A 17914-nucleotide genomic window follows, 5' to 3' on the forward strand; every position below is an offset into this window, starting at 1 on the left:
TTACCTGCTCTTTTGATTGGCTATTAATAAAGTGGTAATGAATCAAATCATTAGTGCTTTATCAATATGGCTTTATTTGACTTAGTGGCTATTTAGATTAATCACTTAGATTGACCACCAAGCTTATAGGCCATGACGTAATCGCCAATAGTTGTGCCAACTGAACCGTGTCCACCAGCAACTAATACTACCATCTGCTCACCTTTAGAGTTCAAGTAAGTCATAGGCGTGGCTTGACCACCTGCTGGAATACGCACATTCCATAGGACATCACCATTTTTCAAATCATAAGCGCGGAAGTTGTCTTCGGTCGCCGCTGATAAGAATGCTAAGCCGCCTTTAGTAATGATAGGTCCACCGATACCAGGGACACCTAACTCCAATTTTAATGGAATAGGAGATAAGTCTTGTACGGTACCATTTTTGCGTTGATAAGCAATCTCACCTGTGGCCAGATCAGCACCTGCTATTGTGCCCCATGGTGGCTGCTGACAAGGTACGCCAAGCGGTGATAAAAACGGTCCCATTTCTACCGCATAATCTGCGCCTTCATTGGCATTCACACCTTGCTCACCTTTATTGGTTTCAACATCACCAAGTGTTTCTTTAGGAATGAGTTTTGACGTAAAGGCAAGGTAAGTTGGCATACCAAACATCACGCCATTTTCAGGATCGACGGCGATTCCGCCCCAGTTAAAGGTACCAAAGTTACCAGGATAGACTATGCTGCCATTCGTTGATGGTGGTGTATAACGACCATCATAATTAAGCTGGTTAAATTCAATTCGGCACATCATCTGATCAATCAGGCTGGCACCCCACATGTCTTTTTCTTTCAACATCGGTGGCTCAAAACTCAAACCAGAATACGGCTGAGTGGGTGCGGCGTGTTCACCTGCAATGAGATAGCCTTGCGGTGCATCACGTTCTTTGATTGGTACAATAGGCTCGCCTGTTGCGCGGTTCAAGACATAGACATCACCTTGTTTGGTCGGTACAACCAAAGCAGGTTGGACGCCATCATTTGTATCTAAGTCAAGCAACGTTGGCTGAGCAGGTGTATCCATATCCCAAAGATCATGATGGACAAACTGCTGTACCCAGCGCGCTTCGCCTGTATTAATATCTAACGCGACCACAGAGGTTGCATATTTTTCTTCAGCAGCGTTGCGGTAGCTGCCCAGCTGATCTGGCGTGCGGTTACCCATAGGGAAGTAAACCAAACCAAGCTCTTCATCAGCACTAGCGATCGCCCATGAATTTGGCGAGCTGGTTTTGTACGTCTGAGTAGGATCATTGACATCAAAAGGCGCGGTGTTGTCAGGGTCGCCTGAATCCCAGTTCCACAATAGCTCACCAGTATTGACATCATAAGCACGGATAACACCAGAAGGTGAATTTACATCATAGTTGTCATTGATGGCACCTGCCACAACAATAGTATTGCCTACCACTATCGGAGGCGACGTCGAATAGTAGTAGCCCGCCTGTGTAAATGGCATATTGTGCATCAAATCTAATGCGCCATCTTCACCAAAATCTTGACAGCGTTGGCCAGTATTTGGATCAAGTGCATATAACTTAGCATCAGAGGTTGGAATAAATATCTTGGCATCGCATTGTTTAGATGCGTTTTCAAAAGTATTACCAGTAACTTTTTGAACCATCATATTGCTGTGCATAGCAGATTTGTTGGTTATGGCTGTATTATTAGCCGTTGTATCATTGATGGCGCTATCGCTGTTTGCCTCATCATTAGCAACTAAAGGAGTACTATCCATGCCAGCTTGACCAGCATAATAAGACACGCCTCGACATGTTTGGTGTTGGCGTTGCAGGTTCTTTTCTACTTTGGGATCAAACTTCCATAGTGTCTTACCAGAGTCTGCATCCAATGCCAGCACCCAGTTATGAGGAGTGCACATATACAGAGCATTGCCGATTTTTAATGGCGTTGCCTGATAAGTGGTCTCGCCGATATCATTAGGACCTTTGACATCACCTGTTTGGATTTGCCAAGCAAGCTCTAAATTTTTGACATTGTTAGTGTTGATTTGAGTTAGGGGAGAATAGCGTTGCCCATAGTTAGTACGACCATACGCGCTCCACTCGCCGTCTGGTGTTTGTTGGCCATTTGATAGTGGGTCACCAAGATTTGCAGACGTATCAGATGAAGTGGTATCTTGATCGCCATCATCGGTGGCTGTTAACTTGAGCTCACCTAATTTGTCAGTAACATTGTTTGCTAAGCTTCCAAAAGAGAGCAGTGCACCCACACCTACGCTAGCGAGCAATCCCCAATAATAAAGAGGGTTTTTCTTAACAGTGTCTATGGTTGATGTACTACTAGCAGAGCTCGTCGATACTTGAATCTTGTGACCACGCATCTTATTTGATACCCATGGCAAGAGCATCAACAGACCAAATATGAGCGGGAAGCCAACACGAGGCGCTAGCGCCCACCAATAGAATCCAGATTCCCAAAGTGCCCAAACAATGGTCGCTACTATAAAGATGGCGTAGAGTGCGTAAGCACTCCAATATTTTTTGAACAATAAAAATGCCGTCGTCAGTATGATAACGCCGGCAAAAAGATAGTAAGGACTACCGCCTAGAGAGAGCAGGTAAGCGCCACCGATAACCAAGGGGGCAGCAAAAACTGCCATAATGATCGCTACGAATTTTTCCATGAGCGCTACCACCTGTTTACATAAGAGCAAATGGACATGCAGTGATCGACACCCAGTAATAATGACTAATAACGAGATGTCTAGGCGTCCAGCAATACATGCATAATAAAAAATAAATCAAACGCTGAATGACGTTCTAGACTCTATTTTATCATTTATGCATAAGTTCGGTAAAGGTGGGGTAAGCTAGGAATAACGGTTTGGTAGGGATGTTTTAGTTGTTGAATTGTTTCTGGCACAGCTCCATAAACGCCCGTCCATACTGACGAATCTCTGCGTCATCACGTACTGCCATCCAACTGGTAAAACGTCCAAAATGGTCGACTGGAATGGCGGTTAGATTTTGATAATGACTTGGCTCAAATGCCATTTCTGCAATAATACCTATCCCTAAGCCAAGTCCAACATAGGTGCTAATCACGTCTGCATCAAGTGCTGCCAATACGATATCTGGCTCAAGACCGGCATCGCTAAAAGTCTTGTCAATGGCGCCGCGCCCCGTAAAACCACCGTGATAAGTTACGATTGGATAGCTGGCGAGAGTTGGTAAGTCGATATATTCTAGTCCTGCCAATTCATGATCGCTTGGCACAATGACACGATGCGTCCAGTCGTAATAACGATAGCAGCGCAGATAGTTATTATGTAGCAAGGACTCGGTTGCAATACCAATATCGGCCTGCCCACGTATCACCATCTGTGCGATTGTTTCAGGATCTGCCTGTTGTAGAATGAGATTAACCTTAGGAAAACGCTCTTTAAATTCTTTCACGACTTCTGGTAAGACATAACGTGCCTGAGTATGAGTCGTGGCAATTGTCAATGTACCGACATTTGGATTGTTAAAGTCGAGGCTGAGGTTTTCAATCGTACGGATTTCGGTAAAGATAGACTCAATATGCGGCATGAGCGCCGTACCCATTGTCGTAAGCCCCGTTAAACGTTTGCCTTGGCGCACGAACACTTCAGTTTTGAGCTGATTCTCAAGTGCTGCGATATGCTTTGAAAGACTTGATTGGCTGGTATGCAGTACCGTCGCCGCCTGACTTAAATTATAGCCATTGATTACGGTATGCCACACTGTCTCCAACTGTTTGAGTTGAATTTGCAGATGCCGCTGATTGACCACTACGTCGATTGCCATAAGTTAATCCCATTATATAAAGAGTCAGTCGTCTTTATAAAAGTTAAAACGCCCAAAAAACATAACAAGCGTGTAGTGTAAATCAAAGCTATTATTCTTGTATATAATAAATAGGTATCTATTTATACATATATGGAATATAGGAAAATCGCTTGGATAGTACGCTAGATAGAAATCTAATAGAAGTAAATCAAAAAATTATAGCTTAATTTATATTTAAGAAAGGTTAAGATACATGTACTTACTAAGGAAAGCTATAGAGTATATCCGATATGCTCAATCAAGTAGTTAGTGGAAAAACATCTAGTCAATTTAAGCATTCTCAAGTACCATTATTCAATTTTGCAGCAAATATCATTTTCTTTGTACAGAGCTAGGCAATTTTTTGTCCTTTTTTATCCTGATAGTCTCGATGTCACACTGCCAGTAGATAAAATTTTTGGATAAAAAGTAGCGCACTGTCGTATTTTTTGTCTAAATTTTTGGTGAGTCGTTATGTCTGCTGTCCAACCTATTCCGCCCAATTCTCCTATTGCCAAGAAGTCACTTAGCGAATCTTTGCAAGCTTATCTTGATCGGCGTTCACTTATCATGCTGTTCTTGGGCTTTGTCGCTGGCATTCCGATCTTACTAATTTTCTCTAGCTTATCATTATGGCTGCGTGAGGCAGGGATTGATCGTAGCGTAGTAACGATGTTTAGCTGGGCGGCGCTTGGTTATGCCTTTAAGTTTATCTGGGCACCACTGATTGATGCGGTGCCATTGCCAATATTAACCAAGATCTTAGGTCGCAGGCGCAGCTGGATTTTGGTCTCGCAGATTATGATTATTGCCGCTATCTGTATTATGGCGAGTGTCAATCCAGCGAATGAGGGCAGCCTAGTCCTGATGGCAGTAGGTGCAGTACTACTTGGCTTTTCATCAGCGACACAAGACATCGTTATTGATGCCTATCGCATCGAATTGGCACCACCAAGTCTACAGGCGGTCTTGTCCGCCATGTATGTGACTGGTTACCGTATCGGGATGATCGTCGCTGGTGCTGGGGCATTATATTTAGCCGATTACTTTGGTTCTACCGAGAGCTTTTATAGCTATGAGGCGTGGCGCAATACCTACTGGATTATGGCAGCGGTAATGGGCATTGGGGTTATTACCACCTTGGTGATTCATGAGCCGATTAGACAACAAGTGGTTGTTGAACGTAAAACGTCAGAATATACCCGTCTAGTATTAGTATTCGCTATATCAGTCATAGGTTTTGTACTGGTATTTGCTAATGCGGGCTTGGTATTACCTGAGACAGAAAGTGTGTTCGCAGGCTTCTTAATCGAAGTAGTGCGTATGGTATCGAGTTTGGCAGCGGCTTTGATTATCGGTTACGGCTTAGTAAAAGCCAATCTTGTGGAGCAAGAGTTTGCTAAGACCACATGGATTGAGCCTATTGCTGACTTTTTCCGCCGTTACGGTAAAAAGGCGTTATTGTTACTGGCGCTGATTGGTCTCTATCGTATCTCCGATATCGTTGCCGGGGTTATCTCTAATGTCTTCTATCAAGACATGGCATTCACTAAAGTTGATATTGCCAACGCCGTTAAATTGGTTGGTGTTGTCATGGCGATTGCTGGTGGTTTCTTAGGTGGTTTATTAGCACAAAAGATGCGTATCATGCGCGCAATGATGGTTGGGGCAGTCCTTGCCTGCGTGACCAACTTGTTATTTATTCTGTTGACGTACCATCCTGGGAGCTTGCCGTATATGTATTTGGCAGTAATCCTTGATAACCTTGCAGCTGGTCTTGCTAGTGCTGTATTTATTGCCTTTTTATCTGCATTAACATCTATTCGATTTACTGCCGTCCAGTATTCAATATTTTCATCACTAATGACATTATTACCAAAAGTGGTGGGTGGTTATTCAGGCACTATCGTTGATAGCACCAGTTATCCCTTCTTCTTTATGTTTACTTTTCTAATTGGTATTCCTATTTTATCGCTGATTTATTATGTTGATAAATATATCGTCATTGGTGACAATGATGATATTTATGGCGATGGCAGTGACGATAGTAATAGTGGCAGTAATAAAGGTGTTGAGTTAACCAAAGCCAATCCTAATTTAACCAATACCAATGAGCCACCGCGCGCGTCAGAGTAGGTTAGAGGTTATAAAAATAAAGCAGATATAATTATTAAGAGTCATTTATGACAGCGCAAAAAGCAGCAGACGTAACAGTATGGCAAATCAAGCAGCAAGCGATTCAAATGGCGGAAGAATTATCTGTTCCGCCATTTTGGATAACGGATTGGCTACTATATGTTATTGATAAACCCGCGCTATTTTTAATAACGGATGATAGCTATCAGCTAAGTGATGTTGAGGTTGAGCGATTTAATGCTGGTGTGACCAAAATGCAGCAAGGTACACCATTGGCTTATTTAACGGGTATACAGGCATTTTGGTCGCTTGATTTTGCCGTTAATGAACATACCTTAATTCCCAGACCCGATACTGAAGTTTTGGTTGAGCAAGTACTACATTGGATAAATACTGCCAATGAAGAGTTTGTGCCTAATGCTGCTAGCAATAAGCGTCTGCTTGATCTGGGCACGGGTTCTGGTTGCATTGCCATCAGTCTTACTCACGAGTTAAAGCTGGCTCGCAAATTGGAACCAGTAAGCTGGCAAGTCGTTGCTGTTGATTTCTCGCTAGAGGCGCTAAAAATTGCTCAGCATAATGCGGTTAGTAATGCTGTAGATATCGAGTTTGTCCATAGTAGCTGGTATGATGCACTCTCTACTCAGGATGAACATTTATTCGATGTGATTGTCTCAAATCCGCCCTATATTGATGAGGCGGATGAGCATTTAGCAGGTTTATTAGCAGAGCCAATTAGTGCTTTGAGCGCCCCTAATCATGGTTTGGCTGATATCGAACATATTGTCCATCATGCGCCGCAGTACCTAAAAGTAGGCGGGCTACTAGCGATTGAGCATGGCTTTGATCAAGGGCATGCTGCACGCCAGTTATTTGCGGACAATCACTTCGATAATATACAAACGATTAAAGATTTTGGTGGGAACGATAGAGTGACGCTTGGGCAGTTTAATAAAAATAAGCGGCAATATTGAGTACTGGTAATCCATATGAGTAATGTAGAAACAGAAATATTGTTAGATGATGAGCTGCTGCGTTATGCGCGTCAAATATTACTTGATGGCTGGGATATTGATGCTCAGCTACGACTAAAATCATCACGTGTCGTCATGATAGGCGCAGGTGGGCTAGGTTGCCCAGCTTCTGAAACCTTAGTGCGTGCAGGACTTGGGTATATTCACCTAATTGATGACGATGATATTGAAGCCAGTAATTTACAGCGTCAAACATTGTTTTTACCGGAGGATATTGGTAAATCTAAAGCTCTAACTGCTGCGCAAATGTTGATGCGTATCAATCCTTTAATCACAGCGCGCGGTACGATAGCGCGTTTGAGTGAAGACAATGCTTATGAGTTACTTGATATGGCGCCCGGTACGCCAGACCTATTGTTAGACTGTACAGATAATTTTGCTACCCGTGACATCATCAATCGTATTAGTGTGCGCTATCAGATTCCATTATTATCGGCATCTGCTATTGCAATGCAAGGGCAACTGGCACTGTTTGAGCCACATCTGAATACCGGCTGCTATCACTGTGTGTTTGGTTCGGTAGTACTGGATGCCGAGGCAGATGAACGTACGTGTGCCAATTCAGGGGTGCTTGCCAGCACCACAGCTATCATGGGCAATCTACAAGCCAATGCTGCTTTGCAATATCTAGGATTAACCAAAAATCCACTGACAAACAAACTGCTGATATGGGATGGTAGTCGGATGCAGCAACGCTTGATGGGATATCGAAAAGAGTCAGAATGTCCTGTCTGTAATAGCCTTTCCTAATTTCAATTAATGATTTTTTACCAATTATAATCGCCGATTCTCAAATATCCTTCTTATGACCACAGTTGTCTTTTATGAAAATTCATCGTCCGCATTTATTAAAACATACCTTTAATGTCGTTAATCGTGTTCGTCAAACAGCAAGTGTCGCTGGTTTATCAGCGCTTAGAGTGGCGAAGGGCGAAAAACCTGATGCCATGCTGTTAAAAGAAACTTTTGAGCAACTGGGTACGACTTATATCAAAATAGGGCAGTTTATTGCCAGTACGCCGTCATTATTTCCGCGCGAATATGTGCAAGCCTTTCAAAGCTGTTTGGATCAAACCACGCCATTGTCTTATGCTTATATCGAGCAAGTATTAACAGAAGAGCTAGCTGTTAATGGACTCACACTTGAAGAGACGTTTGCCTATATTGACTCAAAACCACTGGCTTCTGCTTCTATCGCCCAAGTCCACGCAGCGCGTTTGCATAATGGTGATGAAGTTGTCTTAAAGGTGCAAAAACCTGGCGTCGAAACCATTATGCAGACGGATTTGGGTGTATTGCATGGCGTGACCAAGCTGGTTGAATTGTTGATGCCTTCAATGAGATTTGCCAGCATTGCGCCGATTATTGATGAGATTCGTTTGCGTATGCTTGCGGAGACAGACTTTATCGCTGAGGCACAAAATATTCGCGACTTTCAGCAGTTTTTGGCAGTATCAGGCAATACACGCGTGGTGGCACCAAAAGTCTATGAGGGGTACACTACCAAGCGTGTGTTGACCATGAGCCGCTTATACGGTGTTTCTATGGTAGATGAAACTTTGATGCGTCAATATTGTACTGATCCTGCCCAAGTGATGGCAGATACGCTCAATACTTGGTTTGCAAGCCTGATGCTGTGTAATAGTTTCCATGCGGATTTGCATGCGGGTAATTTAATGCTATTAACTGATGGACGTATCGGATTTTTAGATTTTGGTATTGTCGGTAAATTGAAGGCTGAAAGCTGGCGCGCTTGCATGGGAATGATGCAAGCCATGCAGGATAATGATTATTATGCGATGGCACGCCATATGATAGATATGGAGATGACACATGGTGGTAATCAGGTTGATGTGGTGGCATTAGGTGATGATTTGCAGCGTATGATGAAGACCATTATGGCAGAGGACAAAGCCTTTACCAGTGGTGTGCCTTTTAATACGAAAGAGCAGGCGGATGAGCTGAATACAATGATGCTGGAGATAGTTGAGGTCGGTAAGCGTCATGGTATTCATTTTCCGCGTGACTTTGCTTTATTGACCAAGCAGATGCTCTATTTTGACCGCTTTATGCGTACGCTTGCACCTGATATGGATATGTTTAGTGATCAGCGCGTGCAGATGTTGGGACAAGCAGAGAGAAATGAGCAAGAAAATCGTCCAACACTCAATGTTTCGTAGGATTAAATACTATATTCAATGCTGTTCTAATACTCGTTCATTTAACACAAAGGATTGTGTGCTTTTTGCCACAAAATGGCCCTGTCATGATGACTGCTCTCAAAAGCCGTGCTGTTATTACTATTACCAATGAAACAGCTGTTGCGTTGATTGGTATGTACTGTATGGCAGTAGTGATGGGGTTTGGACGCTTTTTATTTACAGCCACTTTACCTGATATTATGCTGCAATTGTCGCTATCCACGACCATTGCAGGCTGGCTGGCTTCAATCAACTATATTGGCTATTTTATTGGCGCGCTTATCGCGATGTTTGTGCCGCAGCGTTTAACATGGCATATGCTAATATTATGGACAATAGTTAGTGTCATTACTACCATTCTGTTGGTCGTGCCAAATATGTCATTAAATCTATGGTATGGCATTCGGCTGATATCAGGTATTGCAAGTGGTGTGGCGATGATTTTAAGCTCATCTTTGGTTATTCAAAGTTTCAGTCTTGAGCGCCGTTCAGTGCTATCGGCAGTACACTATGCAGGTATCGGCGTCGGTATCAGTGCCTCCGCAATATTGACGTGGTGGTTACTGACGCTTGGCTACCATTTCGACGTGATTTGGCTGATCGCTGGAATGATTAGCTTACCTGTTTTATGGTTGCTGTATGGCATACGTCCGTCTGCTATGGTTACTTTATCTGGTTCAACATCATCAAATCCAACATCAGTAAGCTCAGAAACACCCCAGAGTAATCATTATTCCTCGCTATATCAAACCTATATTAATTTTAAGCGTTCTTTATACGAGGCGCTAGCAGGTCATAGCAAGCCCATTGCATTATTGTTGACCAGTTATGTGCTGGCAGGCTTTGGTTATATTACATCGGCGACTTTTTTGCCGGTAATGGCAGCTCAGCGCTTGACCACTCAAAATTCTGCTGGACTGTCTATTTGGTTGGTGGTAGGTATCTTTGCCATGCTCTCAAACCCGATTTGGGGTGCTCTTGCCAAGCGTATTGGTGAAGTCAAAACCTTAATGGGCTTGACGTTATTGCAAGCGTTTGGCATGTATTTGCCAATAGGGTTTGATGGTGCTATTGGTTTATATGCTAATGCCATGATTTTAGGGTTAACCTTTGTGGGTATGGTCTCTATGACCTTGACGATTATTAAAAACATAAATCCCATCTACTCAAATCTGCTGATAGGACTGGCGACATTAGCCTATGCAATAGGGCAGTTCATCGGACCATTGGTAACGGTAGCGCTGGCGGGAGAGAATGATAACTTTAATGCAGGGTTGTTGGTAGCGGCTATAGGACTGCTGATAGGACTGGTTTTGGTATTCTTTTTCTGGCGTCAAACGAACCGACTGCAAAAAATAATCATTTAAGCGAATCATTTTAGTAGGATTAAACCATACTGCGGCTGAATACTTCTCGCAGCTCAAAGCTGGTATGAACTTGTGCCACGCCTTCGATACGATTTAACCGATGCAATAAAAATTCCTCATAGTGAGCCATATCGCGTACGCGTACTTTAATCAGGTAGTCCTCGGAGCGACCAGTGACGATACTACAGCTGATGACTTCATCGAAGCTTTTAACCTTGCGCTCAAACTGCTCAAAACGGTCAGCTGTGTGACGGTCCATACTGATAGCAATGAAAACTGCCAAGGGATAGCCAAGTTTTTGGGCATCGGTTTGAGTATGATAACCGGTGATAACGCCACTATCTTCTAAGCGCTTAATACGGCGCGCGCAAGGGGTTGCCGAGAGATTAACGCGCTCGGCAAGCTCAGTAATGCTCATACGTGCATCGGTCTGTAATAAGCGCAATAAGCGTTTATCTGTGTCATCAATATCTGCAATTAACAGCTGATTAGAATGAGTATGTTGCATAATAAGTATTTTTATTAGTGGATTATGCTAATTATAGCGATTGATTTATCGCATTTCACTAATATAATGTAAATATACTTATTATAAAGCCGATATTCACCTTATAAACTTTGTTATTATAATGGCATAAGTTCGTATTATCTCGTATGATAAAGCAAGATTTTGGCATTGATTGCCTCACTAAAAATACCAACCTAATGCCATCTAAGGATTGATTATGTCTGACCAAGCAACACGCCCTGTAGCGCCTGCCGCTGCAAAGAGCACACCCAAAAAAGCCGCTTTCGATTTCCGTAAATATCGCCCTTTTGCATTTGCGCCACTGTTGCCAGATCGCACATGGCCGAGCAAAACGCTAGAGAAATCACCGATATGGGCAAGTGTGGATCTGCGTGATGGCAATCAGGCATTGATTGATCCGATGACTATTGAACAAAAAATGCGTTTTTTTGAAACCTTGATAGATGTGGGTTTTAAAGAAATTGAAATAGGTTTTCCCTCAGCGGCACAAGTCGAGTTTGATTTTGCTCGTAAATTGATTGAAGAAAATCATGTGCCTGATGACGTGACTTTGCAGGTATTGGTGCAGGCACGTGAGCATTTGATTGCTCGTACTTTTGAATCCTTAAAAGGCGCAAAGCGTGCCATCGTTCATGTTTATAACTCAACTTGCCGTATTCAGCGCGAAAAAGTATATGCTAAAGATAAAGCTGAAATCAAAGAGATAGCTGTCACTGGTGCTAAATTATTGGTTGAATATGCTGCTAAATATCCAGAAACAGAATGGGTATTCCAGTATTCACCTGAGAGCTTTAGCCAAACTGAGACTGAATATGCAGTTGAAGTCTGTGATGCCGTTTGTGATGTTTGGCAGCCCGAGAACGGCCAAGAGGTAATCTTAAACTTACCTGCGACGGTTGAGGCGTCAATGCCCAATGTATTCGCTGATCAAGTCGAGTATTTTTGTCGTAATCTTGCCAAGCGTGAGCATGTAACTATTAGCTTGCATACGCATAATGACCGAGGCTGTGCGGTGGCGGCGGCTGAGCTTGGTGTGCTTGCTGGCGCAGATCGTATCGAGGGCACCTTGCTTGGTAATGGCGAGCGTACTGGCAATATGGATATCATGGTCATGGCGATGAATCTGTTTAGCCAAGGTATCGATCCTGAGCTTGATTTTAGTAACATGAGTGAAATTGTACAAGTCGTTAGCGAATGCAATAACTTGCCTCTGCATCCACGTCATCCTTATGTAGGTGAGCTTGTATTTACTGCCTTTAGCGGCTCGCACCAAGACGCGATCAAGAAATGCCTCGACTATAATGAGAAACATGTGGATCAGACAGAAAACGTCTGGGATGTGGCATATTTACCAATTGATCCTGCACATATTGGTCGCAGCTATCAGGATGTGGTTCGTATCAATAGCCAATCTGGTAAAGGCGGTGTGGCTTACATCTTGCAGCGCAACTATGGCTTTAATTTACCACGTTGGATGCAAATTGACTTTAGTGGTGTGGTACAAAAACAAGCTGAAACCACGGCTCGTGAATTGCAGAATGATGAAATCTTACAGACCTTTGAAGACACTTATTTACAGCAAGGCAGTTTTGAGCTGTTAGATTATACGGTCAATAATAAAGGCGGCGAAGTCTACTTTAACGGTCAAGTTCAGATGAATGGCGATACCATCACTATAGATGGTGATGGTAATGGGCCGTTATCTTCGTTTATCGATGGATTGGCGCAGCATACAGGCAAATCAATCCATGTCATTAACTACGCTGAGCATGCAATCAATCCGCAGCATAATAGCGGTGATGGTATCAATGATGATAACAATAGAGACAATAAGACAAATGCCAATGCTGCTGCTTATATACAGCTAAATGTAGATGGTGAAGTTTATTCAGGTATCGGCACTTGTAGCAGCACGGTATCAGCCATGCTAAAGGGCGCATTGTCAGCCTTTGCTCAAGCAGTTGGTATCGCAGCTGTTTAATAACCAAGTACTTAAGAATTTAAATATTTAGGTATATAAGTTTACGTTTATATAAATATAACGCCATGGCTCATTGCGATAAGCAAATCAGAGCCGTGGCGTTATTTTTTATGTTTGAAACTATGTCTGAACCTCAGTAATTAGAGATCTTATTGAAGTGCTTACCACTGAGAGGTTAAAGCCTAATAGCATAATGTTACTTGTGTTTTCGGTGACTAAGACTTACGCTAATGTACATAGCATTCATTATTATAATAGTATAAATAACAAGGTTAATTATGGAACCTCTCTCATTTGCTTCATTTTCATTAGCCGCTATTTTGGCATCATTGCCAGTAAATGGCGAAGCAGTTAGTAAGCCGACCATTACCACACATATTAGTCCTGCGATTGCTGGACAGTGGGAGATTGATTTAAACAGTAGTATCACGATGACCAAAGAAGCTGAAGCGCGGCAAGCAGCGTTAAAAGATAAGAGTCAGATTAAAAGTAACGAACCTAAAGTCGACGCCGGTGCAGGACTATTGACACAAAACGAAAAACGTCTTATTAATATTCAAACTGATACCAGCAAAAAACTCATTGCATCAGCAAAGAAATCTGCTCAGTGCCGTGAGCTTTACAATTTTGCTGCTGATAATGAAATGTGGTCAGTCAGTGGCAAAGAATGGACTTATGGACGTTATTTGATTACGCACCGTGAAGAGGGGCTACCTATCATTGCTATTAAAACCGTTTACGATAACAATGAAGTAGATTGCTCCGGCAGCCAGATAGATCAGAGCAATGAGGCGTTGATTGCATTTTTAAATCATGATGGTAATCAAATGCAGTGGTGTGCTGATCCTGATGGCAAAGAGTGCTTTATGAACTTTAATAGAATTCTGCCATAGTAATGGTTTTTCGGTGACTTTGCTTTAGCTTTAATTACAATCATCAATAAAAAAACCGCTATCTAGGCAGATAGCGGTTTTTTTAATGAGAACAAATCTTTATGATAACAATATGTGATATCAATATTTAATCAGTTCACAAGTTGGCTTTTTCTTTATTAGCAGTTAACAATTCTCTTTCTAGATAATGAATATTCTGTGCTTCATGAACAAAATTATCATCTGATAAGATTACATCACGATGCATCGGGATATTTGTTTTGATACCTTCGATAACCAACTCATCAAGTGCCTGTAGCGTTTTAGAGATCGCTTGCTGACGGGTTTGACCATGACAGATAAGCTTACCAATCAAAGAGTCATAGTAACTTGGAATCTCATAGCCAGGATATAGATGTGAGTCAAAGCGGATACCAGCGCCACTAGGTGAATACAGCTGAGTAACCGTACCAGGTGATGGCATAAAGGTCACTGGATCTTCAGCATTGATACGACATTCAATCGCATGACCTTGAATTTCAATCTCACTTTGGCGATACGATAAACCGTAGCCTGCTGCGATTTTTAACTGTTCAACGACCACATCAATGCCTGTAATCATCTCAGTAATAGTATGCTCAACTTGTACGCGAGTGTTCATCTCAATAAAGAAATATTCATTATTTTCAAATAAAAACTCAAAAGTACCAGCACCGCGGTATTTGACCAGCTTACATGCTTTTACACAAGCATCTAAGATAGGCTGACGTACATCATCAGGAATATCAGGGGCGGGGGCTTCTTCTAAAACTTTTTGATGACGACGTTGCAATGAGCAATCTCTGTCATATAAATGAATGGCATTACCATTACCATCGCCAAGTACTTGTATCTCTACATGTCGCGGGTTTTGGAGATAACGTTCCATATAAACCGTATCATCACCAAACCATAGCTCAGCTTCTTGCTTAGCCGCTTGCACTTGACCGATAATTTCTTCAAAGCGCTCAACCACACGCATACCACGACCACCGCCACCCGCTGCCGCTTTAATCAACAAGGGAAAACCGATATTGCGCGCTTGCTCTTCAGCATTGTGTAGCGTCACAGCACCTACTGAACCAGGTACTGTCGGCACACCCGCTTTTTTCATAGCATTGATCGCGGAAACCTTGTTGCCCATCAGACGAATATGATCTGCAGTAGGGCCTACAAAGGTTAATCCAGCTTCTTCAATACGTTCAGCAAATTCAGCATTTTCAGCCAAAAAACCATAACCGGGGTGAATGGCATCAGCGCCAGTAATCTCAGCAGCAGTCAAGATAGTATTGATATTTAGATAGCTTTGATTGGCATTAGGCTTGCCGATACAAATAGCTTCATCAACAAAGCGTAAGTGCATCAAATTGGCATCAGCCGTAGAGTAAACACCAACGGTTTGAATACCAAGGGCTTTACAAGCGCGAACGATACGTAGAGCAATCTCACCTCTATTGGCGATGAGCAATTTTTTTATCATGGGGTCATCCTTATTGAAGCGGCGTTTTTTAATGGAGTCACTATATTCAGCAATATCAAGACTCATTAAGCCTAGTGATTATCTAACTTTAAAATCTTTAAGCTTAGATATGATTAAGCTAAAATAGCCTAAGCATGAGTTGATATTGCCTGATAAATAGCACGCTCTCCATCAGAACGAGGTAAAGGTTGGCAAATCTGGTTACGCTTTATAGCGTACGATAGGCTGACCAAACTGTACCACTTCAGAATTAGTGACCAAGATCTCATCAATAACACCACTTTGAGTCGCCTCAAGAGGATTCATAATTTTCATCGCTTCAATGATGCCGAGCGTATCACCAGCTTGCACTTTTTGTCCAACCTTTATAAATGGTGGATCATTAGGGCTAGGGGCTGAGTAATAAACGCCAACCATAGGTGATGTCTCAACACTACCTGCTTTCATCGCAGGCTGCGATTCAGTAGTATGAGGTGTAGCAGCACCAGCAGTAGGTGCAGCCATCATCGTTGGCGCCGGTGCATCATAGTGACGAGTCAAACTGATATGCTCGTCATCTGAGCTGATTTCCAAATTAACCAGTTCGCTTTCTTCCATGAGTGCAATGAGGGTGCGTATTTTTTCAATATCCATAATTGTATTTTTGCCTTGTAACAAATTCGAGAAAAATAGTGTAACTAAATATTGTGTAGATAATTGCTAATGATACCTATATTCACGGCAATGAGCAATCGATGTACAGTTGTTAACTGAGTTTTTTTACATATTATGACGTAAGCGCTCGTTTGAGTAAGAAATGCTCAAGAATTTATCATAGTCTATGTGACTTGCGAGCGCCAGTGATGATTATTACAGATAACATTTAGATAAACTTGTGTAAACCTAGTCTTATTGTTATCCCCATATTGCCAGCAATCTCTTTTGTTGGTAGCGCAAACGTATGGTAAGTAAAATAGACGATAAAAATAACCCCGTAATTAAAGCCATCCAAAAACCTTGCGCCCCAATATCAGTGAAGCGTACTAGATAAATACCAAGCGGCAGTGCCACTATCCAGTAGCAAAATAGGGTAACCCACATCGGGATTGTAGTATCTTGCATGCCCCGTAATATGCCTGCGACATTGACTTGCCAGCCATCAAATAGCTGATAAGCAAGCGCAAAGATGAGCAAATGCATGGCTTGAGCTCGTACTACATGATTGTCAGTGAATGCCGCTGCTAATTGTGGTCTAAATAGCCAAACACCAAGCATACAAGCAAATGCAATAATTACCGTCCATATAAGACCAGTTGCTTGTACTTGACGCAGTGCCATTAGGTTTTTTTCACCAAAGCGGTTGGATACCATAATGGTCAGTGCCATCGCGACCGAAATTGGGATCATAAACAACTGCGAGGTCACTGATAAGGCGACTTGGTGCGATGCGGTTGCCAGCTCACCCAATGGACTAATCACCAGTGCGCCTAAGCTAAATAGACTGGCTTCAAAAAAGATAGAGACGCCAATCGGAATACCAAGCTTGAGAAGTTTTTTTATCTGTGCCCGATTTGGGCTGGCAAAGGCATAAAAAAAGCGCGTACTGGCAAATTGCTGACGCTTAGTAAAGCTGGTATAAGCGGCTAATAATAAGACGTTAATCCACAAAACGATAGCAGTTGCTACCCCGCAACCAGCGCCACCCATCTCAGGCATGCCAAACAAGCCATGGATAAAAATATAGTTAAGTGGGATATCTGCAAGCAGCCCTATGATACTAATAACTGTCACTGGCTCAGGTCGACCAAGCGCTTCACAGTAACTACGCAGCACCGCATAAACGGCAATTGCAGGGAAGCCAAATGATACGCCATGCAAATACTGAGTTGCTATCGGTTGTATATTTTCAGGAACACCCATGAGGGCAAGTATATTGGGTGCTAGGTTGACAATGATAAAACCAAGGATACCAATGACACCAGCCGTCCATAATGACTGCTGCGTGATATGCGGCACTTTATCGAGTTGGTTTTGACCAATGGCTTCACCGATCAGAGGCGTAGTCGCAATCAAAATACCTGTTGCTAATAAAAATAATGGTAGCCAAATACCTGAGCCGACAGCGACAGCAGCCAAATCAAGTGCCGAAACTTGACCTGCCATAATGGCATCGACAACACCAAGCGCTGCTTGACAAAATTGGGTGATTAAGATGGGCAGCGCGAGTATACCTAAGCGTAAACTGTAACTTTTAAAATCTACAAAAGACAACGGGAAAACCATAATGAGCAACTTTTATTCTTTACAATAATTATTTTTAATAAATAAATTTTACTAATGCACAAACACAGCCATCAATAAATCAATAGCGAGACAGTAAAATAGGAGGTGTACGACGATAATACTCCGATAAATAATATGAGCAAGTCCATTTTTAATAA

Annotated in this window: 13 protein-coding genes; 7 read left to right on the plus strand and 6 right to left on the minus strand. The window is 42.5% G+C overall.

Annotation, left to right across the window (positions count from 1 at the left end):
- Nucleotides 1–101: 101 nt before the first annotated feature.
- Together VLA57_RS09720 and VLA57_RS09725 are read right to left on the minus strand one after the other, a co-directional pair.
- A complete protein-coding gene (locus tag VLA57_RS09720; protein ID WP_133104223.1) occupies nt 102–2690 on the minus strand; it encodes a membrane-bound PQQ-dependent dehydrogenase, glucose/quinate/shikimate family in 2589 nt (862 codons plus the stop codon).
- A gap of 214 nt (nt 2691–2904) precedes the next feature.
- Nucleotides 2905–3834, minus strand: a complete 930-nt coding sequence (locus VLA57_RS09725; RefSeq protein WP_133104224.1) for a LysR substrate-binding domain-containing protein — start codon at nt 3832–3834, stop codon at nt 2905–2907.
- A gap of 495 nt (nt 3835–4329) precedes the next feature.
- Here VLA57_RS09725 and VLA57_RS09730 point away from each other — a divergent pair, with 495 nt between their 5' ends.
- The 5 genes from VLA57_RS09730 (at nt 4330) to VLA57_RS09750 (ending at nt 10593) form a co-directional block, all read left to right on the plus strand.
- Nucleotides 4330–5991 carry an AmpG family muropeptide MFS transporter gene (locus VLA57_RS09730; RefSeq protein ID WP_133104225.1) on the plus strand — a complete coding sequence of 554 codons (1662 nt, stop codon included), beginning with the start codon at nt 4330–4332 and terminating at the stop codon, nt 5989–5991.
- Nucleotides 5992–6038: 47 nt separating this feature from the next.
- Nucleotides 6039–6965: a peptide chain release factor N(5)-glutamine methyltransferase gene (gene prmC / locus VLA57_RS09735; RefSeq protein ID WP_133104226.1), complete on the plus strand. Its 927-nt coding sequence runs from the start codon at nt 6039–6041 to the stop codon at nt 6963–6965.
- A gap of 15 nt (nt 6966–6980) precedes the next feature.
- The gene (locus VLA57_RS09740; protein ID WP_133104227.1) at nt 6981–7775 is read left to right on the plus strand and encodes a HesA/MoeB/ThiF family protein; all 795 of its coding nucleotides are present in this window, start codon (nt 6981–6983) and stop codon (nt 7773–7775) included.
- A 74-nt stretch (nt 7776–7849) separates the two neighbouring features.
- Nucleotides 7850–9205, plus strand: a complete 1356-nt coding sequence (locus tag VLA57_RS09745) for an ABC1 kinase family protein (protein WP_133104228.1) — start codon at nt 7850–7852, stop codon at nt 9203–9205.
- An 86-nt stretch (nt 9206–9291) separates the two neighbouring features.
- Complete coding sequence (locus VLA57_RS09750) at nt 9292–10593, plus strand: YbfB/YjiJ family MFS transporter (protein WP_133104229.1); 1302 nt, start codon at nt 9292–9294, stop codon at nt 10591–10593.
- 19 nt (nt 10594–10612) lie between these two features.
- Here the strand turns inward: VLA57_RS09750 and VLA57_RS09755 are convergent, their stop codons facing one another.
- Nucleotides 10613–11101, minus strand: coding sequence for an Lrp/AsnC family transcriptional regulator (locus tag VLA57_RS09755; RefSeq protein WP_020443364.1), 489 nt, complete (start codon nt 11099–11101; stop codon nt 10613–10615).
- Nucleotides 11102–11318: 217 nt separating this feature from the next.
- On the opposite strand from VLA57_RS09755, the gene leuA reads away from it, so the two are divergent.
- Together leuA and VLA57_RS09765 are read left to right on the plus strand one after the other, a co-directional pair.
- The gene (gene leuA / locus VLA57_RS09760; RefSeq protein ID WP_133104230.1) at nt 11319–13103 is read left to right on the plus strand and encodes a 2-isopropylmalate synthase; all 1785 of its coding nucleotides are present in this window, start codon (nt 11319–11321) and stop codon (nt 13101–13103) included.
- A gap of 278 nt (nt 13104–13381) precedes the next feature.
- Nucleotides 13382–13996 carry a hypothetical protein gene (locus VLA57_RS09765; protein ID WP_133104231.1) on the plus strand — a complete coding sequence of 205 codons (615 nt, stop codon included), beginning with the start codon at nt 13382–13384 and terminating at the stop codon, nt 13994–13996.
- A gap of 136 nt (nt 13997–14132) precedes the next feature.
- Here VLA57_RS09765 and accC read toward each other — a convergent pair whose 3' ends face one another.
- The 3 genes from accC to VLA57_RS09780 form a co-directional block, all read right to left on the minus strand.
- A complete protein-coding gene (accC, locus tag VLA57_RS09770) occupies nt 14133–15494 on the minus strand; it encodes an acetyl-CoA carboxylase biotin carboxylase subunit (protein WP_020443367.1) in 1362 nt (453 codons plus the stop codon).
- Between the two features lie 201 nt (nt 15495–15695).
- Nucleotides 15696–16127, minus strand: coding sequence for an acetyl-CoA carboxylase biotin carboxyl carrier protein (gene accB / locus VLA57_RS09775; RefSeq protein WP_011513500.1), 432 nt, complete (start codon nt 16125–16127; stop codon nt 15696–15698).
- Nucleotides 16128–16388: 261 nt separating this feature from the next.
- Nucleotides 16389–17756 carry an MATE family efflux transporter gene (locus tag VLA57_RS09780; protein WP_133104232.1) on the minus strand — a complete coding sequence of 456 codons (1368 nt, stop codon included), beginning with the start codon at nt 17754–17756 and terminating at the stop codon, nt 16389–16391.
- Nucleotides 17757–17914 lie beyond the last annotated feature (158 nt).

The sequence above is a fragment of the Psychrobacter sp. S4(2024) genome (genome assembly GCF_036861305.1).
In the GTDB taxonomy this organism is placed as follows: domain Bacteria; phylum Pseudomonadota; class Gammaproteobacteria; order Pseudomonadales; family Moraxellaceae; genus Psychrobacter; species Psychrobacter cryohalolentis.